This is a genomic window from Pseudomonas sp. NFX98 (assembly GCF_047784845.1).
In the GTDB taxonomy this organism is placed as follows: Bacteria; Pseudomonadota; Gammaproteobacteria; order Pseudomonadales; family Pseudomonadaceae; genus Aquipseudomonas.
Window position 1 is genome coordinate 84,453 of sequence record NZ_JBLNNF010000019.1, and the last position, 23,464, is coordinate 107,916.

21 protein-coding genes are annotated in these 23,464 nt (G+C 61.5%); 1 reads left to right on the forward strand and 20 read right to left on the reverse strand.

Translation table 11 applies throughout. The features are described from left to right. Nucleotides 1-2 precede the first annotated feature (2 nt). The 3 genes from ACM110_RS23580 to ACM110_RS23590 form a co-directional block, all read right to left on the reverse strand. The gene (locus tag ACM110_RS23580) at nt 3-1,268 is read right to left on the reverse strand and encodes an MFS transporter (protein WP_416129658.1); all 1,266 of its coding nucleotides are present in this window, start codon (nt 1,266-1,268) and stop codon (nt 3-5) included. Between the two features lie 20 nt (nt 1,269-1,288). Next, a complete protein-coding gene (locus tag ACM110_RS23585) occupies nt 1,289-2,359 on the reverse strand; it encodes a sugar phosphate isomerase/epimerase family protein (protein ID WP_416129659.1) in 1,071 nt (356 codons plus the stop codon). Between the two features lie 111 nt (nt 2,360-2,470). Further along, nucleotides 2,471-3,979: a PLP-dependent aminotransferase family protein gene (locus ACM110_RS23590; RefSeq protein WP_416129660.1), complete on the reverse strand. Its 1,509-nt coding sequence runs from the start codon at nt 3,977-3,979 to the stop codon at nt 2,471-2,473. 149 nt (nt 3,980-4,128) lie between these two features. Here ACM110_RS23590 and ACM110_RS23595 point away from each other — a divergent pair, with 149 nt between their 5' ends. Continuing rightward, nucleotides 4,129-4,509, forward strand: a complete 381-nt coding sequence (locus ACM110_RS23595) for a RidA family protein (RefSeq protein WP_338581726.1) — start codon at nt 4,129-4,131, stop codon at nt 4,507-4,509. Nucleotide 4,510: 1 nt separating this feature from the next. Here ACM110_RS23595 and ACM110_RS23600 read toward each other — a convergent pair whose 3' ends face one another. From ACM110_RS23600 to ACM110_RS23680, 17 genes are all read right to left on the reverse strand, one after another. Next, nucleotides 4,511-5,203, reverse strand: coding sequence for a GNAT family N-acetyltransferase (locus tag ACM110_RS23600; protein ID WP_416129661.1), 693 nt, complete (start codon nt 5,201-5,203; stop codon nt 4,511-4,513). Nucleotides 5,204-5,419: 216 nt separating this feature from the next. Then, nucleotides 5,420-6,214 (reverse strand): ChbG/HpnK family deacetylase, encoded by a 795-nt coding sequence (locus ACM110_RS23605; protein ID WP_416129662.1) that lies wholly within the window; start codon nt 6,212-6,214, stop codon nt 5,420-5,422. Further along, complete coding sequence (locus ACM110_RS23610; RefSeq protein WP_416129663.1) at nt 6,186-7,403, reverse strand: GNAT family N-acetyltransferase; 1,218 nt, start codon at nt 7,401-7,403, stop codon at nt 6,186-6,188. The genes ACM110_RS23605 and ACM110_RS23610 overlap by 29 nt, the downstream gene beginning before the upstream one ends. A gap of 4 nt (nt 7,404-7,407) precedes the next feature. Continuing rightward, nucleotides 7,408-8,097 carry an N-acetyltransferase gene (locus ACM110_RS23615; protein ID WP_416129664.1) on the reverse strand — a complete coding sequence of 230 codons (690 nt, stop codon included), beginning with the start codon at nt 8,095-8,097 and terminating at the stop codon, nt 7,408-7,410. 86 nt (nt 8,098-8,183) lie between these two features. Then, nucleotides 8,184-10,103, reverse strand: coding sequence for a hypothetical protein (locus ACM110_RS23620; protein ID WP_416129665.1), 1,920 nt, complete (start codon nt 10,101-10,103; stop codon nt 8,184-8,186). Beyond that, nucleotides 10,100-11,404 carry a lipopolysaccharide biosynthesis protein gene (locus ACM110_RS23625; protein WP_416129666.1) on the reverse strand — a complete coding sequence of 435 codons (1,305 nt, stop codon included), beginning with the start codon at nt 11,402-11,404 and terminating at the stop codon, nt 10,100-10,102. Before ACM110_RS23625 ends, ACM110_RS23620 begins: the two co-directional genes overlap by 4 nt. Further along, a complete protein-coding gene (locus tag ACM110_RS23630) occupies nt 11,401-12,402 on the reverse strand; it encodes a polysaccharide deacetylase family protein (RefSeq protein ID WP_416129667.1) in 1,002 nt (333 codons plus the stop codon). Before ACM110_RS23630 ends, ACM110_RS23625 begins: the two co-directional genes overlap by 4 nt. Before the next feature lie 12 nt (nt 12,403-12,414). Beyond that, on the reverse strand, nt 12,415-13,551 hold the full coding sequence (locus tag ACM110_RS23635; RefSeq protein ID WP_416129668.1) for a glycosyltransferase: 1,137 nt from the start codon (nt 13,549-13,551) through the stop codon (nt 12,415-12,417). Beyond that, a complete protein-coding gene (locus tag ACM110_RS23640) occupies nt 13,544-14,512 on the reverse strand; it encodes a glycosyltransferase (protein WP_416129669.1) in 969 nt (322 codons plus the stop codon). Before ACM110_RS23640 ends, ACM110_RS23635 begins: the two co-directional genes overlap by 8 nt. After that, the gene (locus ACM110_RS23645; protein WP_416129670.1) at nt 14,509-15,876 is read right to left on the reverse strand and encodes an O-antigen ligase family protein; all 1,368 of its coding nucleotides are present in this window, start codon (nt 15,874-15,876) and stop codon (nt 14,509-14,511) included. The genes ACM110_RS23640 and ACM110_RS23645 overlap by 4 nt, the downstream gene beginning before the upstream one ends. Beyond that, nucleotides 15,873-16,979 carry a glycosyltransferase family 4 protein gene (locus ACM110_RS23650; protein WP_416129671.1) on the reverse strand — a complete coding sequence of 369 codons (1,107 nt, stop codon included), beginning with the start codon at nt 16,977-16,979 and terminating at the stop codon, nt 15,873-15,875. The genes ACM110_RS23645 and ACM110_RS23650 overlap by 4 nt, the downstream gene beginning before the upstream one ends. Continuing rightward, a complete protein-coding gene (locus tag ACM110_RS23655) occupies nt 16,964-18,556 on the reverse strand; it encodes a GumC family protein (protein ID WP_338581712.1) in 1,593 nt (530 codons plus the stop codon). The genes ACM110_RS23650 and ACM110_RS23655 overlap by 16 nt, the downstream gene beginning before the upstream one ends. Nucleotides 18,557-18,573: 17 nt before the next feature. Then, nucleotides 18,574-19,599: a polysaccharide biosynthesis/export family protein gene (locus tag ACM110_RS23660; RefSeq protein WP_338581711.1), complete on the reverse strand. Its 1,026-nt coding sequence runs from the start codon at nt 19,597-19,599 to the stop codon at nt 18,574-18,576. 23 nt (nt 19,600-19,622) lie between these two features. Next, nucleotides 19,623-20,270 (reverse strand): CpsD/CapB family tyrosine-protein kinase, encoded by a 648-nt coding sequence (locus ACM110_RS23665; protein WP_338581710.1) that lies wholly within the window; start codon nt 20,268-20,270, stop codon nt 19,623-19,625. Further along, entirely contained in the window at nt 20,270-21,016 is a 747-nt protein-coding gene (locus ACM110_RS23670; RefSeq protein ID WP_338581709.1) for a sugar transferase, read from the reverse strand. Before ACM110_RS23670 ends, ACM110_RS23665 begins: the two co-directional genes overlap by 1 nt. Then, on the reverse strand, nt 21,013-22,074 hold the full coding sequence (locus tag ACM110_RS23675; RefSeq protein WP_416129672.1) for an NAD-dependent epimerase: 1,062 nt from the start codon (nt 22,072-22,074) through the stop codon (nt 21,013-21,015). The genes ACM110_RS23670 and ACM110_RS23675 overlap by 4 nt, the downstream gene beginning before the upstream one ends. Continuing rightward, entirely contained in the window at nt 22,071-23,423 is a 1,353-nt protein-coding gene (locus ACM110_RS23680; RefSeq protein WP_416129673.1) for a UDP-glucose dehydrogenase family protein, read from the reverse strand. The genes ACM110_RS23675 and ACM110_RS23680 overlap by 4 nt, the downstream gene beginning before the upstream one ends. Nucleotides 23,424-23,464 lie beyond the last annotated feature (41 nt).

Genomic DNA, 23,464 nt, shown 5'->3' on the forward strand with positions numbered 1-23,464 from the left:
GATCAAGCTTGTGCGGCCCCCACGGCGCCGTTTGCCGTGGATTTACTGCGCACGGTTTGATACAGCATGCTGGACACCAGGAACCCGAGAATCGCCAGCACGCTCATCAGACTGAAGACGTAGTTGTAACCCTGCTGACCGGGGAAATGATCGAGGATCGAACCGTAGATCACGTAGGCGAACATGCCCGGCGCATAACCGATCAGGCAGCCAATGCCGAACGCCGAGCCGGTGATGTGTGGCGCAATGCCGACTTCGCCCATCGGCGCCCAGAACACACCGCGCATCGAAAACACGATCAACGCGAAGGACAGGGTGGCGGCCATGCCGGCGTAGATGAAGCCGGGGCTTTTCGGGATCAGCATGATCACGCCCATCAGCGGCAACAGGGCCAGGAATGCCCATTTCAGGTAGCGGCTGGTGCTCTTGAACTGTTTGTCGGCAATGAAACCACCGGCAGGACCACCGAGAATCTTCAGGAAGTATTGGTTGATGATGCCGTAGGCACCCACCAGCGCCACGGGCAAACCGTACATTTCCTTGAGGTAGGGAATGAAATAGGTCAGGCCGCAATACACGATGTAGACCATGAACACGTTGAGGCTGACCAGCCAGATCCCCGGCACCTTGATGGCTTCGAGCAGATTCGACAAACCGTTCTTCGGCTTGGCGATCGACTGCGTGTTGCCGCCCTTGAGCAGAAACCAGGTCAGGGTGCCGGCGAGAATGTCGATCACCGAGTAAAACAGGATCGCCGATTTCAGACCGGACTCGCCGGAGCCCATGGCGACGAATACGCCCAGCGCGGAAAAGGCCACCAGTGTATCGATGACGCCACGTCCGCCTTCCAACAAGCCAAACAAGCGACCTTGTTCCTGATCATTGCCCAGGTTGCGAATGGCCTTGAGTAGCGAAGGCCAGAAGATGCAATCGGCACATACCGCCAGCAGACTGAACACGATCAGCAAGTTGCTGAACTGCGGGAAGGTCGCCAGATAGAGCCCCAGGCAACCGGTGCCGAGCAGGCCGATGGGGATCAGTTTGCGGGTGTCGAAACGGTCCGCGAGCAAGCCGCCGACAACAAATAACGCCGTGGCGATGATCGCGTTGGCGCTCAGCAGCACGCCGATTTCAGTGTGGCTCAAGCCCATGAATTCCTGCATGGGTACATAGAAGGCGTCCTTGAGGTTCGCCAGTTTGTAGATGGTGCCGCCACCGAGAATGAGGATCAGGAATCTGAGCCATTTGGCCTTGTTTTGGATTGTCATTGTTGTTCTCCACGTCAGGTTCAGGCGTTGCTGCGGTTGTCCAGGGTCAGTTCGGCGAGGGTGCGAAACTCGGCCAGCACGCCGCGGACATAGGCGACCTGGTTGTTCGCCCAGCGGTGTTCGTCGGCCAGCATGCGCTCCAGCGAATAACCCGCCGGCAGAGGCGTGTCGCTCATTTCCCGGTAGGCAATGAACGGGTCGGCCGCCTCGTCGGTCTGGCGGAACGCCGGCGCCACGTAGTGGTTTTCCTGCTCAAGAATGAAAGCGATCACTTGCGGGGTGGATTCACCCAGCATCAGCAATTCGAACAGCATGCGGGCGTTGGGCAGGTCATCTTCGTCGCTGCCTTGCAGCACGCCGTAGTGGCCGAAACCGTTTTGCTCGGGGACCACGCGCACGCCCTTGAGGTGGGTCTGGCGGATGTGCGGCGCCAGCGTTTGCAGGGCTTGCAGCGGTTGTTCGCAGGCATTGATCATGTTGCCGAAATCGAACAAGGCGTGCAGGCGAGGGTGGTTGAGGCGGTTCAACAGCTCGGCGATTTCGCCGCTCTTGAGTTCTTCATGCTGTTCGAAGTCGAAGTACAGGTCGTGTTCGTCGGCCTGCTGCGCGAGGTAGTGCAGGTCGGTTTCGATGATGTCCATGACCCGCGACAGCGTGCCTTCGTAGCGCGAGTAAACGCGGATGTTGCGCACGCCCAGCGCCCGCGCAATTTCGATGACTTGATCGACATCGTTTTTGCGCGTGCTGCTGATCTCCAGATGCACGTCCAGTTGCAGCGCGCTGGCCTTGTCGGCAAACGCCTGAAGCTGGACGGCAGTCATTTGGCTGAGGCTGTTTTCCTCACCGTCGAGCAAGTGCAGGCTCAGGCCTTGCAGCTCGTGGCGATAAGCAAAATCCAGCATGTCGGCGGGCGTGACACGGCCATGGGTGAGGTTGGTCAGCAGGGGATAGGCGTGGGCAAACAAGCGCAATTGCTTGAGGCGATCAAGCAGTTGACCGGCCAGTGCTTGTGTCAGCACGGGGAGCGCTTCGGCCCCGGTCGCCTTGTGGCTGAGCAAGGCGTTGAATCGTTCCTGGATCTTATTGTTCATTCGAGTGATTCCTGGTTCAGACGCCGGGTCTCCCGGCGCAGCCTTTATCGCGCCAGTCAGGAACTCTCGATAGATCCATTACTATTTAATTGATAAGACCACTTTGCTCCTTCAGCGCGGCTGTTGCAGATGACCCATGCGGACCAATGCCTGTGCCAATGCTTCAACGCGTGCTTTGGCCTGATCTTCTGGCGTGCCGGCAAAACCGATCAACAGCGCGGGCGGCAGGTAGTTTTGCAGGCAGTAGTCGCTCAGGGCATAGGTGTGGATATTGTGCCGGGCCAGCTCCTTGGCGATGGTGTCGGCATCCAGATTCTCCGGCAGCCATGCGATCAGATGCATGCCGGCTTCAACCGGGGTGATTGTAAAAAAATTGCCCAACTGTTGCTGCAATTGCTCGACCAACGCTTGCTGGCGGGCCTGATACAGCGCACGCATGCGGCGGATATGCCCAAGGAAGTGGCCCTCACTCATGAAGTCGGCGGTCACCGCTTGCAGGAGTGTCGGAGGGCTGCGATCCATGACCGCCCGCAGGGTGCAAAAGGGTTCGACCAAGGCGTGGGGCAATATCACGTAGCCCAGGCGCAACGAGGGGAAAAGCACCTTGCTGAACGTCCCGACGTAAATCACCCGGGCCCGTTGGTCCATGGCATAGAGCGCGGGCAACGGGCGGCCGCTGTACCGGAACTCGCTGTCGCAGTCGTCTTCGATGATCCAGCTCTGCTGTTGCGCGGCCCAATCGATGAGCGCCTGGCGCCGCGCGTAGCTCATGGTCACGCCCAAGGGATGCTGGCGAGCCGGCGTGGTAAACACCAGTCGCGCATCAGGGCACTCGGCGAGGCCTTGCTGGATGTCGATGCCCTGATCGTCGATGCGCAACGGCACCACCCGGCCACCCTGGGCCTGGAGCGCGATGCGCGCGGCGATGTGCCCGGGGTCTTCCATCCAGACGCCGTCCTGCGGATTGAGCAGCAACATGCCCAGCAGGTTGAAGGCTTGCTGGGCGCCGGAAACGATCACCACCTGCTCGGCCGTGCAGTCGATGCCGCGGGCATCGAAGACGTATTCGGCAATCGCCGTGCGCAAGGCCAGCAGCCCTTGCAGTTCGCCATAACCGAGCATCGCTTTGGTCGGCTTGTGCAGGTGGCGACTCATCAAACGCTTCCAGATATGTTGCGGGAACGCATCGTACGTGCTGTGGCTGGGCAGAAACGAGGTGGGGCTCGCGGGATCCCAATCGGCATAGGACACACCGCGAAAATGCTCGCTGCGCAACGACAGCATCGACTGGCTCAGGTCCGACAGGCGCGGTGGCTGGCGCTGTTGCTCATCGTCGGCGAGGCCATGGTTTTCCCACTCGTCACCGACGTAGGTGCCGGCGCCTGTGCGCGAGGCCAGAAAGCCTTCGGCAATCAATTGGTCGAAGGCATTGAGGATGGTGATCCGCGACAGCGCGAGTTCCTGGCTCAAGGTCCGGGTCGATGGCAGGCGCATGCCGCCTTGAAGCCGTCCGGACAATATCTGTTTGCGAATCTGCAAATAGAGCTGGCGGTAGAGCGGAACGGAACTGGTCCGGTCCAGATCGATGCCCGACAACAGCAGGCCGGCAGGGGATTTCATGACAGGCTCGTCTGGATGGCGTGAGGAGATGAGCGCAAGGGTATCCAGCGGCACCGGATAAGTCACTCTGGCGACATGGCGGATGGGCGAACAAGAAACATGCGGTAAACTTCCCCCGCGCCCTTTACCTAATCAAGCAAGAGATCACCATGGCAAACCAAGACATCACGTTCACTCCCGATCCCGATGCGGATTCCATCTCCTCCGACGTTGCCGGTTTCGGTGGACTGCTGGTCTCTACGCAAATTCCGACCCGCGCAGACGGCAGCCTGGAGCTGGGCGATATCACCGTGCAAAGCGAGTGCACTTTGCAGGCGCTCAAGGTGGCGCTGGAGCGTGCCGGCAGTTCCATGGACCGCGTGCTGCACCTGACCATCTACCTCACCGACATGGCCGACCGCGCCGCGTTCAATGAAGTCTACAAGCGCTTCTTCGCCAAACCGTGGCCGGTGCGCGCCGCCGTGGGTGTGGCGGCGCTGGCGGTTGAAGGCATGCGCGTGGAAGTCACCGCGATGGCCGCCAAGGCCTGAGTCAGGCCTGCGCTGCCGCCGCCACCACCGGGCGTCCCGGTTTACGCAGAGGGTCCAGGCGTGAGCCGGTGTAGCGGGTCTCGCGGAAGAAGCGCCAGCGGCCGAACAGGCCATAAACATGGGTGACCCGACCCTGTTCGTGGTAGCCCATGCGGATGTGCAGTTTCAGCGCCGGGATGTTGTGGGTTTCGCAGACATCCACCACTTTGTTGCAACCTTGCGCCGCCATCGCTTCCCACAGCGCGATCTGCACGTCCACCGACAGGCTGGTGCCGAAGTAGGCGCGGGTCATTTCACCGCCGAACTCGAAAAACTCGCCGGGTTTGACCGGGAACCAGCAGCCGTAGTAGTGACGGTCGTGGTAGTCGCGAACGCTGCCCCAGATGAACCCGATCGCATGACCCTCTTCGTCCAGGTACATGTGGCCGGTGTGACCTTCGGCGGCCAGTTCGGCCATGGTTTGCACCCGATCACCGAAGTGTTTGGTAAACGCAACGGCGTTTTCCGGGGTGATGACTACCTGACGCACGCCGGAGTAGGGACGCAATTTGTGCGGCGGCACCGGGCTGACCAGGTCGCGCTCCATCCAGAGCAACTCCCAGTGGAAAAACACATAGCGTTTCCACAGTGTGCTGAACGTGCGGCTCAGGCCTTTTTGTTTGATTCGTTCGCGGAGTTTGTCGATCAGGCTCATGAAGCCCTCCTTGGCCGGGATTGGCCGTGCTTTTGGGTGAAGGTAATGTTGGGTATAGATCACCATGGCCTTTGCATGGCAGCTCCTTTACCAGCAATTTGTTTCTATTTGTGTTTCAGTATTGACACAGTTTTTCCGGCGTCAAAAAGCCGCGCTCCGGGCTATCCGGAGGGGCTTTTTGCGGGGGAAATCCCAGGTTGAATCATTCCTGAACGATTACTCCATCACGGTCTCTGCGCGCCTTTGGATGGCATTGTTGGCGACGCTGTAGGCGACCCTCGGCACACCCGGCAATCGGTGCTCCAGCAGGGCGCTCAACGACTCGCCTTGTTCCAGGTAGGCATCGCCAAAATCGGCGCCGAGCTGGTTGGGGTGGGCGACGATTTCCAGCAAACCGTCACTGGGCGGCGCCGCGTTGCGCAAATCCACCGGGGTGCAGACATAGTCGGCGGTGGCGCCGGCCAGACTGTTCAATCGATGGTTGAGCAACTGTTTGAACAAGCGCTTGGGCAGGCTCAGGTTTTGCCCTAAGTTGCGCGCCAATCGCACCGGCACACCCTGACGCGCCGCGAACCGCGCGACGATTTCGCCGATGGGCCAGATGTTGTGCACGTGTTGATGGGAGTCCAGATGACTGGGGCGCACGCCGTTGTCCACGCAGCGTTGCCATTGGGCTTCGAGTTCTTCTTCCACCGCAAGCCGATCCTGGCGACCGAGCCACAGGCGGGTGCGCGACAGGTTGAGATCAAACACGCCGGCGCTGTCGCAGAAGGTCCGGCGCGTGAGAATGCGTCTGCTCAACGGATGGCCGTATGTGAGGTTGAAGTGCAGGCCGATGCGTCCCTCCAGCAATGGGTGTTGAGCCAGGGCACACGCCGCTTCGAAGGCCGGCATGTTGGCCATGGCGGTGGCAGAGCTGATGATCCCGGCCTGGAAAGCCCCCAGAATCACCGCGTTTTCGCAGGCGCTAAGGCCGAAGTCGTCAGCGTTGACTATGACTTGCTGTGGCATGTTCGCCCTCCATGAGTTTGTCGGTGGATGCGGGCGCCTTGGATACGGGGGCCGCAACGGGGGCAGGGGCAGGGGCAGGTGAGTTGACCGCCGCCGCACGCTTGGCCCGCCATTGCTGCATCACGGGTTTGAGCTGTTGCCAGAGGCGCAGGGCCAGGCCTAGAGCCAAGCCGCTCGGGCGCCAGGAGTAGAAACTCCAGCGCCAGTGTTCCATGTGTCCGGTCATGCGTTCATGCAGTTGATGGCTGGAGTTTTCCAGGCTCACCCGCGACGCATCGATCCAGCGCCAGTTGTCGTCCAGACCCCAGCGAATCCATTCTTCGAGCAACACCCGACCGCTGCCCAGGTCGGCGTATTGCGGCAGGAATGCCAGGTTGTAATCGTACAGCCGTCCCTGTTCCAGCAAGCCGAGGCGGTAGCTGATGCAGCGTCCGTCCAGCTCCAGTACCACCACGCGCACCAGGCCTTGGGCGGCGAGGGCGGTGAAGGCTTGGTCCATCCATTGGCGGTGGCGTTCGTCGGCGAAAATGCCCACGCCTTCATCGCCTTTCCAGCTCACCGCTTCGACCTCGGCGATGACCTTGAGCAACGGCCCCATGGTCGTCGCATCGGGGGTGATTCGGCGGACTTGCGCGCCACACGCGGCAATGCGCTTGCGTGCCCGGCGCAGTTTGTAGCGCGGATCGCCGGAGACTTCCTGGCGGTCCGCATCGGTGATCAGGTGCACCGGCACGCGACAACTGAGGCGGCGCTCGGCGGTCGAACTGCGGGAGGTCCAGTGCGCCAATGCGCTGTCCTCGCCTGCCAGTTCATTGAGTTGCAGCACAGCATGAGGCAGTCGACGGCGAACTTCGGTCAACGCCTTGCGCATGTCCGTGGCATCCACGCACGCGAGCAGCGCGAGGCGATCGGCGAGGGGATAGCCCAAGTGATGCAACACACGAAACGGCAATCCGCCAAACCGCTCGACGGACGCCACCAACGGTAGGCACAGAACCAGTTCATCAGCCTGCCAGCCGAGCAGAACGTGTAAACGTTCGCCAGCCGTCAATGCCTGCTGCGAGGCAACCATCCAGGCCAGTGCGTTGAACGGCGTGTGGTCCATCACTCGCAGACGTAGCGTTTCATAGGCCGCTGCGGGAAAGTCAGCGGCGCACAGCGAAGTACGCCATTCAAATCGCACGGTCATAGGCTCAGGCCACCGAAGCTGTCGCAGGTGAACGTTCCGGTTTGCGCAAGGCATCCAGGCGCGAGCCGGTGTAGCGGGTTTCACGATAAAAGCGCCAACGGCCAAACAGTTCATACACGTTCATGATGCGCCCCTGTTCCTTGTATCCGGTACGTATGTGCAGTTTCAGCGCCGGGACGTTGTGCCACTCGCACACATCCACCACCTTGTTGCAGCCCTGGGCGTGCATGGCTTTCCACAGTTCCGTTTGCAGGTCCATCGACAGCGACGTGCCCCAGTAGCCCCGGGTCAGTTCGCCACCGAATTCGAAGAACTCGCCTTCTTTCACCGGGAACCAGCAACCGTAGTAATGGCGGTCGTGATAGTCGCGCGCTGCACCCCAGATGAACGCCACCGCGTCGCCTTTGTCGTCCAGGTGCATCTGCCCGGTATGACCTTCGCGGGCCAGTTCGGCCATGGTTTCCACCCGGTCGCCGAAATGGCGGGTGAACGCCACGGCGTTTTCCGGGGTAATGCTGACCACTTGCAGCGGTGGATAAGACTTGAGTTTATGCGGCGGTATGGGGCTGACCAGATCGCGCTCCATCCACAGCAGTTCCTGGTGGGAAAACACGAAGTGCTTCCATGCCTTTTTGACGGTGGCGCGCAGGCCTTTTTGTTTGATGTGTTGGCTGAGCTTCTGCAATGCACTCATGTTATTGGCTCCTGAAGGGTTGACCCGCAAGTGGAGTAATCCAGCGCGCGGCGAAATGCCTGCGCGGCCAAGCAGTCGAGCGGCGGTCATGAGGCTTTCCAGCTCAGGGCGAACAGGGTTTGCCCTGGCAGCTCGAAGCTCACGCGACCGTCGTTGCAGCGCAAAGGTGCGTCGCGGCTGCGGTTGTCCGCACCGAAATAACGCAATGAGCCGTTGGCCAATGGGCACGCCGCGCCGTTGAGGCTGACATGCTGCAAGCGCGAGCCTTTGTTGACCCCCAGCAGGCTGCGTTTGCTGTCGTCGGCCATGGCCAGCACGTCGACTTCAAAGGCATCGTTTTCCAGGTACATCACGCTGTGCAGCCAGTGCTGGCCGATGAATTGCTGGGCCAGGCCGACCGGTTTGAGTTCGAACTGATCGTTGCCCTTCACCCGCAACATGCCCTTGGGGTACTCGGGTTCGTCGGCGGCCTGGAACCAGTTGAGCATCTCCAGCAGACCGTCCTGGGACGAATTGATGACCACCGAGGCCCACCACAACGAGGCGAAGTGGGTCTCCTGATCGTAAGGACTCAGGCTCGAACCGCTGGACATGTTGGTCTGGTCGAGCAGCAAGGCCTTGCGTGGCCGACCGTTGGCATCGAGCCCGACGAGGTCGGCGGCGCGCCGCACGCTGTCGCGGTAAACGCGGGTCGCCAGCAGATCGCGAATCATCCACTCGTGCCAGGCCAGCGCATCGACCTGATCGCCGGATTCCTTCAGCAGTCGTTTGGCCCAGTCGATGCCGCGCTTGTCGGCGGCGTTGTCGGCGAGCGGGCCGTTGACGAACCGTGAGCTGGCGGGCATGGCGATGCGCACGCCAGCCTTGGCGTTGTCGGGGTTGCTGCGCACCTGCCGGGCCATGCTGGTGAAAATGCTTTGATAGCTGGCGTAGTCCGGGTAGTTGAGGTTCGGCTCGTCGGCAAAACCGATGTAATGGGTTCCTTTGCCGCCAAGGGCTCGGGTCGCGGCCAGCCAGGCGTCGAGGCCGGCATTGCTCATGGTGTCGGCGCGGAGGTCAGCCTGACGCTGGCTGCCGGCGAGCAGGGTGATGTCCTGGGTGATGCCGAAGCGATCCTGATACAACTGGCGGAACGCGTCTTCGTAGTGCGGCTGTTTTGCGGTGATGTCGACGAAACTGTAATAGGCGCCCGCCTGCGGTTTGATCGCGTCGAGCACGGCATAACTGGAAGGTGGCGGCATCACGTAGGGCAGGGCGATGCCCAGGTTCGGCGTGTTGCCGAGAACTTTGTCGTGCAAGGTCAGGCGGGTCTGGCCGTCGTCTTCACGTAGCGGTTTGAGCTGCTGCGGATTTTGCGCGAACAGGTTGGCTGTGCCGTCAAGCCAGAATGCCGCTTTGCCGCTGCCTTGCAGGCGTATGCGCCAGACTTGATCCGCTGTGGCCACGGGCAAGGCGACCTGATCGAACTGCCAATAGGCACGGTAGGGTTTCAGCGCCAGCGCCACCTGTTTTCCGTCGCCGACCCGTTGTGCTTGCAGGGCGCCGACGCCCCCGTGGAACTTGCCCGCCAGCACCGCGTGTTCGCCAGCCGCCACCTTGAAAAACAGTTCGTCGCCGTCGCGGGTTTCCGCGCTGAAGTGCACCTTGGCCGGAGCGAACAACGCCACCGTGCGCTCGTCGTGCTCGACCTTGTAGCGGCGGAAACTGTAGCCGGGAATCTCCAGTCGATAACTGCTGGCGCCCGGCGTCAACGGCCAACTCTGGCTGCCACGGGTTTCACTGGCGGCAATCGGCCGGTCGCCGGCCAATTTGCCCTGGCCGTCGAGCAAGTACAGGTGTTCTTCGTTGGCGTCCGCTTGCCACGCCGGCACCCAACGCACGGTCACCGTATCGGGGCGATCCGCTTGCAGGTAAAGACTGCCATCACGGATATCGGCCCAGCGCATCGGCCCGGCATAAGCGTCGAGCGACAGACCCAGGCTCACTGCCAGCGCGAAATGTTTCATGCCGACTTCCGTTGCAGGATGTACAGCATCGGCATCACATCGCGGGGCAGGATGATCAGGGTTTGCCACAGCGGTACGTGGCTCAAGCGGCAATACATCACCAACAACGCGATGGTCACCGCCAGATAAGCGATGGACGAAGCCGCCGCTGCGCCGACGATGCCGTAGGCGGGGATCAGCAACAGGTTCAGCGCCAGGTTGAGCAGGGCGCCGAGGCCCATCAACAGGGAAATCGAACCGGGGCGATCTTTGCCCAGCAAATCCAGGCGCAGTATGCTCGCGTAGCACAGGCCGAGCAGCCCCGGCAGCAGCGCCAGCAAGGCCGGATAAGCCGGCTGATAGGCGACACCGAACAGGGTGACGATCAGCCATTCGCCGATCACCGCCATGGTCAGGCACGCGCCGAGCATCACTGTCGCGGTCAGGCGCAGGGCCAGTGGCGTGACTTTTTCAATGCCTTCTTCCTGTTGCAGCAGGCGTTTCATCAGCGGCGTGGTCACCGCTTCCGGCACGATCAGCAGCAACTCGGCGGCGGCGCTGGCCATGGCGTAATGACCGAGCGCGGTGCTGCCGAGCAGGGCGCCGATGAACAAATAGTCGGAGCGCAGTATCACTTGCTGGAAGAGTAAATCGGGATGGCTACGGGCACTGAAGCGCAGCAGTTCGTTCTGGCTGGCGCGGTCCCATTGCAGGGTCAGCGGTTGATTGCGCTTGAGCCACAGCCAACCTACCAACACCACCAGACTGATGCCTGCCAGCCAGCTGATCAGCGCCGCTTCCAGCGCGGCGCTTTTCCACATCCAGAACAAGGCGAGAAACAGCAGCAGCGGTGCCAGGGATTCGATCAGGCGCAAGGCGTTGAAGGCCACAACGCCGCCCGAAGCGTTGTGCAGGGTCAGCAGTCCGCTCTTGAGCACGGTCAACGGCACCGCCAGCAGCAACAGCCAGGCGAGCAAGCCAAGTTGGGTGGTGATGTCCAGTTCGCTGCCGAACTCACGGGTCAGTGCCACCACCAGCAAGGTCAGCAAACCCGCCAACAGACAACCAAAGACCAACACCTGACTGAGCAACAGGCCCATCGGTCGTTGCTTGGCCGCCTGGTAACCCACCGCCGAATTCAGCCCGCCGCTGGTGGCGGCGCTGATCAGGTCGGGCAGGGTGCTGAGCAAGGCAAACAGGCCGCGTTCGCTCGGCCCGAGAATCCGCGCCAGCAACACGTTGCGCAGCAAGCGCAGGCCGATCATTGCCAGTTTGGTGCCCATGCTCAGGGCCAGATGCTTGAGGTAGTTGCTACGACTCATGGACGCGCCCCGCGATAAATGCGCCAGGACAACAACTCCGGATTGCGCGCGGTGCGCTGGCTGACGCCGAAGCGGGGCAGGGCCAGCGGGTCTTCGGCGCCACGATAGATGCCGGTACCGGTGCCCAGGGCAAACGGAAAATGGTGCTCGGCCACGTGTTGCCGCACTCGTTCGTCGTTGTCGCCGTTAGGGTAGCAGTAGACCGGCAGTGGGCGATTGCAGCCATTAAGCAAGGCCTGGCGACTGCGGCTCAATTCTTCATCCAGGGTTTGATCGTCGAGCCCGGTGAGGATCGCGTGACTGGCGCCGTGGGGACCGAAACGGATCAACCCGCTGGCTTCCAGCGAACGCACCTGATGCCAGTCCAGTGCTTGCGGCAACGACTCTTGCGGGCACTCGTCGGTCAGGCGATTGAGATCGTGCGCAGACAAGGTTTTCAGGTTCTGCAAAAAGTGCAGCAGCGCCAGACTGCGGCGTTGCACATCCGGGTCATCGCACAGCACCGGCAACGGTCGACCCAGTTGCTGCAAGCATTCGATCAAGTGCATACGGGCCTTTTCGCCATGGCTGTTCCACAGAGTTTCGCCGATGCTTTCCCACCAGAAACGCTGGCGGCTGCCGATGAAATCGGTGGAGAGGAAAATGCTCGCTGGCACCTGATATTTTTGCAGCAGCGGGAAGGCGTTCACCGCGTTGTCGCGCCAGCCGTCATCGAAGGTCAACGCCACTCTGGGCCGCTCGGACCTGAGGCTGCCCGGATGCAGGATCTCCATCAGCGGCACGCAATCGAAGTGCTTTTTCAGCCAGACCAGCAGGTGTTCAAAAGCCTTGGGTCCGACGCACAGTTCATTGCGATGGGGCAGCTCGGCGGCGTGGTCGTGGGGCAGCACCCGATGCAACATCAGGATCACCCCGGCGCCGTGCAGTTGCTGGCGCCCCACAGGGGAATTGAGGTACAGCCAGCCGCTGGTGCGTTTTAGTAATTGTTTGATCGCCATGGCACGTGCCTCTCAACGATTTTGCTCGGGGTTCCATTGCGCATAACGCTGGCCGCGCAGGAACTGCCACAGACCGATGCTCATTCCGGCGAGGGTCACCAAAAGGAACGCGGCGAGGCGAAAGGGTTTGGGCAAGCGGTGTTGCGAATCCAGCAGGCCGGCGATGGCCGCCGAATAACCCAGCAGTTGCGCGATCAGGCTCAGGCGATAAAAAGCGTGGTCGTCCCACAGCCAGAAGTTGCTCAGCAGCAGCGGCAGCAACAGGATGGGTGCCAGGCGTCGGATCAACTTGTGGCTGATCAGCGCAATCGCATACAGGCCATGTTTCAGCGGATTGAGCAGTTCGCTACGCTGGGCCAGGCTTTGCAGACCCCCAACAGTCACGCGCTGGCGACGGCGGAATTGCTTGTCGGCTTCATCCACGCCGGTGTCGATCACCCGGGCTTCAGGCACGTAGATGATCCGCTTGAACGCCACCGGCGCGCAGGTGCTGATAAAGAAGTCATCGTTGACCTCGGCCGGCACGTTCTGGAACAACTCGCGGCGTAAGGCGAGCAGCGCGCCGTCGGCGGAAACCATGCAGCCGGTGCGGTTTTCCACGTAGCGCAGCCAGCCTTCGTAATGCCGATACAGGCTGTCGCCGATGCTCAAGCCCTTGCCGGTCACCGGGATCAGCATGTGCCCGGCGCAGGCGCCCACTTGCGGATCAGCCAGTGGTGCGAGCAAATGGCCCAGGGTGTCATGGGACCATTGGTTGTCGGCGTCGGTGAACACCAGAATTTCACCGGTACTCAGCGCGGCACCGGCATTCAATGTCGCCGCCTTGCCCTGCCGGGGCAAGTCGAGCACGGTGATGCGCGGGTCGACAACCTTGCGCGCGCAAGCCACGGTGTCATCGGTTGAGCCATCGCTGGCCAGAATGATCTGCAGCGTGCGCGCCTGATAATCCTGGGCCAGCACGGTGCGCAGTTTCTCCTCGATGTGCCGCGCCTCGTTGTGCGCGGCAATCACGATGCTCACGTCCATCGGTGCCGCAGGACCGTGACGCCGCGCGGCGAAGAACGGGGCCAGCAGGGTCAGCAACAACGGGTAGCCGAGGTAGGCGTAGACAGGCAACAACAGGCACAACCAGAAAATGAATTCAGCCACGGGCGGGCCTCCTGGCATTCCAATGACAGAGACTGAGGATGAACGCGGCGCCGGCCAGGTGCAGGCGCACCCAATGCAGGCCCCAGAGTTGAACGGTCAGGCACGGATTCCGGTGCTTGGCGGTCTGGCGCACGCTCAACACCAGCGCCGGGACAGTGGTCAGCAGCACCATGAGCAGCGCATGGTGAGGAAAGCCGTTGAACAGCGCAGAAATCGCCATCAGATCGAGCAGCCAGGCACACAGCGACAACAGTGGAAAGCGCAGCAGGCGCAGGCTCATGCCATGGGTGCGCAACAGTTGCAGATGGCTGCCCTGGCGCCACATTTCCTTGCCCATCCACTCGCGCCAATTCATTTCGTAACCCCAGTGCAGGGCGATGTTTTCGTTGATCGACATCAGCCGCGCACCGCTGGCGCTCTGGCGCAGGGTGAAGTCCTTGTCCTCACCGGTGCGCAGGGTTTCGTTGAAACCGCCGACCTTGTCGAACCATGCGCGGCGCATCAGCAGGTTGGCGCTGGGCAGCCAGTCGACCATTTGCACGGTATGCCGGGAAGGGCGCAGGGTCCGTCGTTGCCAGGCGGTGGCGTACCACGGCGCCTGGGCCGGGGTGTGCAAGTCCAGACTGAACACGTCGGCAACGCCGGCATCCTCCAGCTTCAGCAGATGGGTGAGCCAGTCTTCAGGCATTTCGATGTCGGCGTCGATGAACGCCAGCCATTCACCGGTGGCGACCTCGGTGCCCCGGTTGCGCAGGGCGCCGATCAGCACCCCGGGTATGACCAGCACCTGCGCGCCAAATTGCCGGGCAATCTCCGGCCCCTGATCCTGTGAGCCGTTATCGACCACGATCAACTCACATTCCAGGCCGGCAACATTGGCGGCCCGTTGTGCAGCCAGCAGGGTGCGGGCGATGTGCCGGGCTTCGTTGTACATCGGGATGACGATACTGACGCGGCTCATGCCTTGGCCTCCGGGATTGGACTTTCTTCGGCTTTCAGACGCAGCACGCTGGTCATGGCGAGCATGATCCACACGTACTTTTGGTTCGGTGCACTGAGGAACATCAGGAACATCGTCAACGACAGGAAGCTCATGCCCAGGTGCGTCAACAGGTCGGCTTGTTGCCAGTTGCGGCGCTGTATCCAGGCCCGTCGGGCGCGAATCAGGTTGTACAAGCCCAGGCCAAGCATGCCGACGAACAACAGCCCGGCGGGAATCCCCAGTTCACTGAAGATTTCCAGGTAGGTGTTGTGGGCGCGGCGATACAGGTCACCGATTTTGCGGTTGGCGGAAAACGCCTTGGCGTAACCGGTGGTGGCGTAGTGCAGCGGGAAGGTGCCGGGGCCGGTGCCCAGCAGCGGGTTCTGCTGGATCATCTGGCTGCCGACCACGATGTACGAAGCGCGGCGGCCGAGGGATTCGTCCTGGGCCTTGGCACCGGAACTCAAAATGCTCAACGACTGGATGCGCGCGACGTAACCGGGCGGCATCGCATAAATCGCCAGCGGCACGATGATCGCGAAGCCGAGCATGGCAAAGCCCAAGTGGCGCGGGCGAATGCGCGGCAAATGCGCGCGGTAGTGCCAGGCGCCGATCATCAGGCTGAGGAACAACACCACCAGCCCCGAACGCGATTCAGTCTTGGTCATGCCGCCCAGCAGCAAAATAAAGCAACCCAGCCAGAACAGGCGATGCAGAAGGTTCGGGCTGCGGATCACCAGCAGCAACGCCAGCGGCACGGCGAAGGCGATCAGCATGGCAAAGGCGTTCGGGTCTTCCAGCAGGCCGGCGGCGCGGCCCTGGTCCTGATACTTGCTGGAAAACATCGCAAGCGCACAGGTCAGGGTGACGCTGAGGGTGACCAGTTTGGCGAACAGATCCAGGTTCATTTCACGGCCGATCAGCAGCGTGATCACAAACAGGATCAGGCCGACGCTCAGTTCCCGCAGATGCCCCAGCGACATGCCCATGTCATCCGTGTTGAGCAGGCTCAGCAGGTAAAGGGCCATGAAGCCGATCAGGTAGCGCCAGATATTGCTGCGCAGGCGTTCGGACGGAATCTGGTGCATCGCCAGTTGCAGCATCAGGATCAGCGCCAGTGAAGCACCGATCAGCTTGGTGCCCGACAACGCGCTGTCCTTGAAGAAACCTTCCAGCGGTATCAGCGCGGCAATACCCAACAGGCCCCAGGCCGGTTTGCGATACAGCACGGCGAAACCGACCAGGCCCAGCACCGCTCCCGGCGCCAGAAACGGATAAGGGCTGGCCAGCAACACGAGGCAGACCACACCAAACAAACTGACGATCGAGAGCGGAAAAATCACGCGCGTGCCTCCCGTGCGGTACGGATATAAAGCTGCGACCAGCTTTCGGCCAGGGCCTTGAGGTCGTAACGATCCAGTTGCGTACGTCTTGCGTTGTCGCTCAACTCTTGTGCCAGCGTCGGATCACGCAGCAGAGTGCCGATCTGCCTCGCGAGGGCGGCGCTGTCGGCGGGTGACGCCAGCAGGCCGTTGTGCCGGTCTTCCAGCACATCGGGAATCCCGCCGACACCAAACGCCACCACCGGCACGCCGGCCTGCATGGCTTCGAGCAGAATCATCGGCGTACCTTCGGTGCGCGAGCTGATCACCAGCGCATCGAGTTGCCGCCACCACAGGCGCATGTCGGTCTGGTAACCGGGCAGGGTAATGCGCTCCTGCAAACCGGCTTCAGCGATGCGCGTCAGCAGGCTGTCCCGTTCCGGGCCGTCGCCGAGCATCACGGCGTCCAGTTGCGGGTATTGCTGACACAGCGGAATCAGCGCATCGAGAAACAGGTCGGGGCCTTTTTCACTGCTCAGGCGCCCGACGTATCCGGCCAGCCAGCGCTGGCGTTGCGCGGTTTGCGGCTGCTGGTCGCGGGTCGCCGGCAGGCCGTTGGGGATCACTTGCAGCTTCTCCGCCCGCACACAGGCCTGACGGTGCAGCACGGCAATGCTTTCGGCGACGCACACCACGCGATTGACCGATGCGGTGCGGCACAGTTGCAGGCTCAGCCAGGTGTAGAACTTTTGCTTGCGACTGCGCGGCGTGAAACCGTGCTGGGTGATCACCAGCGGCAGGCGCAACAAGGTTGCGCCGACCCAGCCGAACAACAGGCCCTTGAAATTGTGCGTGTTGATCAGCGGCCGCTCGGCCCGCCGCTGGCGCAAATGCGCCAGCAACGACCCCAGCCCCGTGCAACCGCGACAGTCGACCCCGGCCTCGCGAAACCGCGCGAGCAACTCGTACGGTGCATCGAGAAACAGCACCTGGTGTTGCCCCGGCGTCGCCAGGCAGTGGTCGAGCAACATGCGCTCGGCCCCATAGAAGCCACCACTGCTGAGCAAATGAATGATCGGCAGGGACGGCTTGCTGTGCAGGGACGCGTTCAATTGCGCACCCAATGGACGAAGCTCGGCACGCTCCAGTTCCGGTGCGGATTGCTCGGCTCCACGTTCTGATCGTTGATCACCAGCAGCACCGGCAGGCCCAGTTCGTGGGTGATTTGCGCAGGATGCTTGAAGCGATGATCGAAGAACTCACGCACGTAGACGAAGGCAATCGCCAGCAACAAACCGGTGAACAAGCCGAACGGAATGATCAGCAGCGGTTTGGGAAACGCCGCTTCGGTCGGCTCGAACGGCGGGCTCAGGACCCGGGCGTTGGACAGGTCATTGTCCAGCGAACGGGCTGTGCTGCTCTCGGCAAAACGCTGGGCGTAGGTGGAGAAGGCCGCGTGCAAGGCGTCGATCTCGGTGTCCACCTGGCGCAGCTTGCTCTGGGTTTCCTGCAACTGGTGGATGCGGTTCTTGAACTCGGCAATGCGCGCGGTCTTCTGGTCGATCACCGAACTGACAATCGCCAGGTCGTTGGTGCGCTCCTGAATCCGGTTGCTCACCACTTTCAAGAACTGCTGGCGGGTGCGGGCGATTTGCTCGCGGGTCAGCAGCATCGGTTCACTGCTTGGCTGGAAGATGGCGAGGTCGTTCATGTAGCGGCTGACTTGTGTGGTCAGCGCTTCACCCATCTGTTTGATCTCGCGGTCTTCGAAGGCAACGTTGTCCACGGTGGTGGTGAAGGTGTAGGGGAAGGTGTAGTCATTGAGCTTGGAATTGCTGGCGGCGGCCAGGCTGGTTTTCAGGTAGTCGAGCCAGCGTTGGCTTTGCAGCAAGCGATCACGGTACAGGTTGAGCGCTTGCTCCTCGGTGTTGATCGCATTCAGGCGGAAGGTAATCTCTTCCTTGGGATCGGACGCTCCGATAGCGCCCAGCAGATCCTGCCGATTGCCTTCCAGGCCATCGAGACGCACCTGGTACTGCATCTTCTTGGTTTCGTAGAAGCTCTGCGGCAAGTCGATCGATTGCAGCGCCTGACGGCTGACCAGGTAGTTTTGCAGCAGCGCGGCGACGAACTTGGTGCCCTGGGCCGGATCGGGGAAGCTGTAGATGATCGAGATCACGTTGGAACCCGGCAGCGTTTCGATCTTCAGGCTGTCGATGGCTTGTTGGGTCAAGCCATCTAGCGTGGTGTCGCGCACTGGATCGGTTTCCATGCCCAGCGCCGATTTCATCGGGTTGATCACGTTCTCACGCAGCGGTGTGCTGACGTACTTCTTGAACGGTTGCGCCAGCAGTTTGTTGAGCATGCCGGGAGGCGGGCTGTATTCGCCCTTGTCCCGCTGCTCGCTGATGGTCTGCCGAATCAGCGCCGGTGAGCGCAGGATATTGCTCTCGGTTTCCATGTCGGCCAGCGACGGCGGAATGAACTGCGCGTTTTCCTGATTCAGCGACGTGGTGGCGTCGCCCTGTGAGAGTTTTTTCGACTGCACGATCACCTGGGCGGTGATGTCGAAGCTTTGTTTAAGCACCAGTGGCAGCACCAGAGCGATCACTGCAAAGATCAGGAATATGCGCTTCACCAACTGCTTGTTGGCGAAGAAGATCCTGAAGAACTCGTGCAGGTAGTTTTCCTTTGGATTCATGTCAGATCACCTGAGAGTTAGTTGCTGTCACTGTCTTTGTTGTCGACGCGGTAGCCGAAGCTGAAGCCCACACCCTGGAACAGCACCACATCCGCCAGTTGCCGTGCGAGTTCACCGGCGCTGGCCAGTTTGGTCTTGGGCACGTAGAGCATGTCGTCCGGTTGCAGGTAGGCGATCTGCGAGGCATCTCCGGCCAGGGCTTTTTCCACGTCGTAGCGACGGGCTTCAACCTGATTGCCGTTGCGCCGCATGATCACCACTGAATCCAGGCGCGCCTTGACGTTGGAACCACGGGCCAGGGTCAGGGCTTCGAGCACCGAGACCGGACGGCGGATCGGGTAGGAACCCGGTTGGCCGACCTCGCCAAGCACGTAGATTTCGTTGCCCGCGGTGGATTTGAGCAGCACGTCGACGGTCATCCGTCCCGGCAGTTGCGCGTACTTTTTATTGAGGAAGGCTTCCAGTTGATTGACGGTCATGCCTTGCAGCGGCACGGCGCCGATTTCCGGGAAACTCGCGTAGCCGTCGGTGCCCACGGTGATCTCGCGGCTCATGCCGGTGGCCGGGTGATTCAACGCGCTTTTCATGTTTTGCTCGTTGGTCAGCGGACTGATGATCTGCACGCTCAGCTGATTGCGGTTGGGCTGGAACAAGGCTTTGCGGTTGTAGGCGCGCTGAATTTCGGTACGTGCCTCGTCGCTGGTCAGCCCGGCGATTTTCACCGAGGTGTTGGCGCCCGGCAGTTCGATGCTGCCGTCCGGCAGCACCAGTTGATTGCCGTTGAGCTGGCTGGCGGCGGTGAAGTTCAGGCCGACCTGGTCACCGGACTGGATGCGATAGGCATCCGAGCCACTGGTGCTGATGTGGAAGATCACGTCCAGCACATCTTGAGGGCGCAGGGTCTGTTCGACCTTGGGCATGTCGGTGGCCTGGGCGTTGGCCGGTGAGGCCGTGAGGATATTCACCGGCATGTTCTGGGTTTCGGAAGTGCTGGTGCAACCTGCAAGCGGCAGCAACAGCAGGACAAGCATCTTGGCGTTCATGGCGTCATCCTTTTTGCGTTTGCTTACAGGTTTTTGTAGAGCCACTTGGGCATGTAGTACTTACGCCGGTTGAACACGCTGCCGACCAGTTTCGCGCCGGCCTGGGTCAGGCGCTGGACCGCGGCCTGCGCCACTTCCCAGCGGGTGTCTTCGGAGCGCACGACCATGATCACGCCGTCCACCTGAGTACTGATGACCAGGGTGTCGGCGGCCGAATACACCGCGTCGCCGTCAATCACCACGAAGCGATAACGGCTGCCGAGCTGGTCGAGCAACGGGCTCAGGCGCTCCGGGGTCAGGTGTTCGCTGCCGCGGGAAAAACGCCCATACGGCAACACGTGAAAGGGCAGGCTGGACACGTCCACCACGCAGTCCTGCAACAGCGGCGGGCTCTGGGTGTTGAACAGCAGGTCGCGAAAACCGCGCTCCTTGGTCAGCCCGAGCTGATGGGTGAGGTTGGTCGAGGACTGGCTGCTGTCCACCAGCAGCACCTGGCCGCTGCTCATTTGTGCCAGTTGGCTGGCCAGTGCCAGGGCGCTGGTGGTCGTGCCTGCGCCGGGGTTGGCGGCGGTCATGAACAGGATGCGCACATCCTGATCGAGCACGGTCGAGGCGAGGTTGGACTCGCTCGGGTTGGCGATGCTGAGACTCTTTGCAGTTGAACCGTCCATTAGCTTGCTCCGTGGCCGCTGAATACTTTGAAGGGGGTTTTCAACAGGATCTTCAGATCAAGCAGCAGGCTCTGCTCGGCGATATAGCTGAGGTCCAACTCAACGCGCTGGTCGAAGTCGATGTTGCTGCGCCCGGAGATCTGCCAGAGGCCGGTCATGCCGGGGTAGATGCTCAGGCGCGCGAGGTGATTGTCCTTGTAGCGATAGGCGTTGAACGAGGTGGGCCGCGGCCCTACCAGGCGCATATCGCCGGTCACCACATTGATCAGGTTCGGCAGTTCGTCGAGGCTGGTGCGCCGCAGGAAACCGCCGATACCGGTGATGCGCGGGTCCTTGTCGATCTTGAAATCGATGGCGTCCTTTCCGTGTTTGTTCAGATGCCGCAGGGACTCCTTGAGCTCTTCGGCGTTGGCGACCATGGTGCGGAACTTGTACATGCCGAACATGCGACCGCGGTAACCGGTGCGCTTTTGCACGAACATCACCGGACCCGGGCTGGTGAGTTTGATGGCCAGTGCCAGGCCCAGCAGGACCGGAGAAATCAGCAACAGAATCATCAGTGCGCCGACGCAGGCGAGCACGCGATTGGTTCGCGACAACGTCCATGGCCGGCCGCCGTCCCGGCCCGTCACCCAGCCGCGCCCCTGCATATGAATCGCCGCGTCGAGGCGCATTCGGTGTTCGGGGTCCATGCGTTTGTCACGCCGCAGCTGTTGGATCGGTACACCTTTTTCATGTCCTGTCATTGGGCAGTCCTCCGCTGTAATTCAGCCGCGAGCGGCGCATGGGCGATAGGCAGTGGGTAGTAATCGCGGAACCAGGCAATGAACCGCCCGAGTCCTTCATCCAGCTCGATACGTGGCTGGAAACCGGTGGCGCGGGCCAGGTCGCTGGCATCGGCGCAGGTGTTGAGCACATCGCCGGGTTGCAGTGGCAGCAACTCGACCAGGGCTTTTTGCCCCAGGTGTTTTTCCAGCAACGCCAGGTAGGCCTTGAGTTCCACCGGGTGCTGGCCGCCGATGTTGAAGATCTGCCAGGGCGCCATGCTGCTGGCCGGGGCCGGTTGTTCACGGTCCCATTCAGGGTTGGCTTGCGGTGCGCGGTCGATCAGGCGGGCGATGCTTTCGATGATGTCGTCGATGTAGGTGAAGTCCCGTTGATGCTCGCCGTAGTTGAACAACTTCAGCGGCCGCCCCTCGGCAATCGCCCGGGCGAACTGGATCGGCGACATGTCGGGCCGGCCCCAGGGACCGTACACCGTGAAAAAACGCAGGCCGGTGCAGGGAATGCCGAACAGATGGCTGTAACTGTGGGCCATCAGCTCATTGGCTTTCTTGGTCGCGGCGTACAGCGACAGCGGGTGATCAACGCCGTCCTGCACGGAGTAGGGCGTGTGCTGGTTGGCGCCGTACACCGAACTGGACGAGGCGTAGATCAGATGCTTGACCGGACGATGACGGCAGCTTTCGAGGATGTTGAGAAAACCACTCAAATTGCTGTCGAGGTAGGCCCGGGGATTGTCCAGCGAGTAACGCACCCCGGCCTGGGCCGCGAGGTTGATCACTACTTCGGGTTGTTCACGGGCAAACAGGTTTTCAATGGCCGGGGCATCGGCCAGGTCAACCGTTGCGAGCTGGAAATGGCCGACCTGCTCCTGCACCCAACGCACGCGATCGTGCTTGAGTTGCGGGTCGTAGTAGTCGTTGAAATTATCCAGGCCGACCACCTGATGCCCGTCGCGCAACAGCCGCAACACACAATGGGCACCAATGAATCCGGCGGCTCCGGTCACGAGAATCTTCATGGGCGCGGCGCCTCGGGTACGACGTGACGCAAGCCGATGCCGCTGTAGTGCAGGCCGGCCGCCGCCACGTGTTCGGGGTTGTACAGGTTGCGCCCGTCGATGATCACCCGTGAACGCAATTTGCTCGCCAGCAGGTCGAAGTCGACCACGCGGAAATTCTTCCATTCGGTACAGATCACCAGCGCATCGGCATCTTCCAGGGTGTCGTCGCGGGTGGCGCACAGGTGCAGGTCATTGCGGTAGCCGTAGAGGCGCCGGCATTCGGACATCGCTTCCGGGTCGTAGGCCTGCACGCTGGCGCCTTCGGCCCACAGCGCATCCATCAGGTAGCGGCTCGGCGCTTCGCGCATGTCATCGGTGTTGGGCTTGAACGCCAGGCCCCAGATCGCGATGGACTTGCCGGCCAGCCCTTGGGGGAATTGCGCCTTGAGCTTGCTGAATAGAATGTGGCGCTGGCTGTCGTTGACGTCGGTGACGCTGCGCAACAGACGCAACGGCATGCCGTTGTGTTCGGCGGTGTGCAGCAGGGCACGCAGATCCTTGGGGAAGCACGAACCGCCGAAACCGCAACCGGGATAGATGAAGTGGTAGCCAATGCGCGGGTCCGAGCCGATGCCTTTGCGAACGGCTTCGATGTCGGCGCCGAGCAGCTCGGTGAGGTTGGCCAGTTCGTTCATGAAACTGATGCGCGTGGCGAGCATCGCGTTCGCTGCGTACTTGGTCAGCTCGGCGCTGCGGTTGTCCATGAACATCAGCTTTTCATGATTGCGGCAGAAGGGCGCGTACAGCTCGCTCATCTGGTTGCGGGCTTCGTCATCATCGGTGCCGACAATGATCCGGTCTGGCCGCATGCAGTCGGCCAAGGCGCTGCCTTCCTTTAGAAACTCGGGGTTGGACACCACCCGCACCCTCAGCGCGTTTTTGTCCCGGCGCTGCAGTTCCTTGATGGCGGTGGCGGCGACCTGGTCGGCGGTACCGACCGGCACGGTGGACTTGATGATCAGGGTGCGATCGGCCTCCATGTAACTGGCGATCTGCCGGGCCACATTCAGCACATGGGTCAAGTCAGCGGAACCGTCCTCATCGGCGGGTGTGCCGACGGCGATGAAGATCAGCTCGGCGTGTTCGACGGCGTCGCTGGCCTGGGTGGAGAAGAGCAATCGACCGGCCTTGATGTTCTCTTCCAGCGTTCCGGACAGGCCCGGTTCACTAATTGGTGGAACAGCTTGTTGCAACTGCTTGATCTTGTTCGGATCAATGTCGACACATAAGACACGATGTCCGACATCGGCCAGTGCCGCTGCTTGTATCAGGCCAACATAGCCCGTACCAAATACGCTCACGTCCATATTGGCGTGCCTCGTAAGTTCGCTGGAAAGATCAGAAATGG

Excerpts from the sequence above, each read along its gene's own strand:
- ACM110_RS23580 (WP_416129658.1), bottom strand. The coding sequence starts at position 1,268 with ATGACAATCCAAAACAAGGCCAAATGGCTCAGATTCCTGATCCTCATT.
- ACM110_RS23585 (WP_416129659.1), bottom strand. The coding sequence starts at position 2,359 with ATGAACAATAAGATCCAGGAACGATTCAACGCCTTGCTCAGCCACAAG.
- ACM110_RS23590 (WP_416129660.1), bottom strand. The coding sequence starts at position 3,979 with ATGAAATCCCCTGCCGGCCTGCTGTTGTCGGGCATCGATCTGGACCGG.
- ACM110_RS23595 (WP_338581726.1), top strand. The coding sequence starts at position 4,129 with ATGGCAAACCAAGACATCACGTTCACTCCCGATCCCGATGCGGATTCC.
- ACM110_RS23600 (WP_416129661.1), bottom strand. The coding sequence starts at position 5,203 with ATGAGCCTGATCGACAAACTCCGCGAACGAATCAAACAAAAAGGCCTG.
- ACM110_RS23605 (WP_416129662.1), bottom strand. The coding sequence starts at position 6,214 with ATGCCACAGCAAGTCATAGTCAACGCTGACGACTTCGGCCTTAGCGCC.
- ACM110_RS23610 (WP_416129663.1), bottom strand. The coding sequence starts at position 7,403 with ATGACCGTGCGATTTGAATGGCGTACTTCGCTGTGCGCCGCTGACTTT.
- ACM110_RS23615 (WP_416129664.1), bottom strand. The coding sequence starts at position 8,097 with ATGAGTGCATTGCAGAAGCTCAGCCAACACATCAAACAAAAAGGCCTG.
- ACM110_RS23620 (WP_416129665.1), bottom strand. The coding sequence starts at position 10,103 with ATGAAACATTTCGCGCTGGCAGTGAGCCTGGGTCTGTCGCTCGACGCT.
- ACM110_RS23625 (WP_416129666.1), bottom strand. The coding sequence starts at position 11,404 with ATGAGTCGTAGCAACTACCTCAAGCATCTGGCCCTGAGCATGGGCACC.
- ACM110_RS23630 (WP_416129667.1), bottom strand. The coding sequence starts at position 12,402 with ATGGCGATCAAACAATTACTAAAACGCACCAGCGGCTGGCTGTACCTC.
- ACM110_RS23640 (WP_416129669.1), bottom strand. The coding sequence starts at position 14,512 with ATGAGCCGCGTCAGTATCGTCATCCCGATGTACAACGAAGCCCGGCAC.
- ACM110_RS23655 (WP_338581712.1), bottom strand. The coding sequence starts at position 18,556 with ATGAATCCAAAGGAAAACTACCTGCACGAGTTCTTCAGGATCTTCTTC.
- ACM110_RS23660 (WP_338581711.1), bottom strand. The coding sequence starts at position 19,599 with ATGAACGCCAAGATGCTTGTCCTGCTGTTGCTGCCGCTTGCAGGTTGC.
- ACM110_RS23665 (WP_338581710.1), bottom strand. The coding sequence starts at position 20,270 with ATGGACGGTTCAACTGCAAAGAGTCTCAGCATCGCCAACCCGAGCGAG.
- ACM110_RS23670 (WP_338581709.1), bottom strand. The coding sequence starts at position 21,016 with ATGACAGGACATGAAAAAGGTGTACCGATCCAACAGCTGCGGCGTGAC.
- ACM110_RS23675 (WP_416129672.1), bottom strand. The coding sequence starts at position 22,074 with ATGAAGATTCTCGTGACCGGAGCCGCCGGATTCATTGGTGCCCATTGT.
- ACM110_RS23680 (WP_416129673.1), bottom strand. The coding sequence starts at position 23,423 with ATGGACGTGAGCGTATTTGGTACGGGCTATGTTGGCCTGATACAAGCA.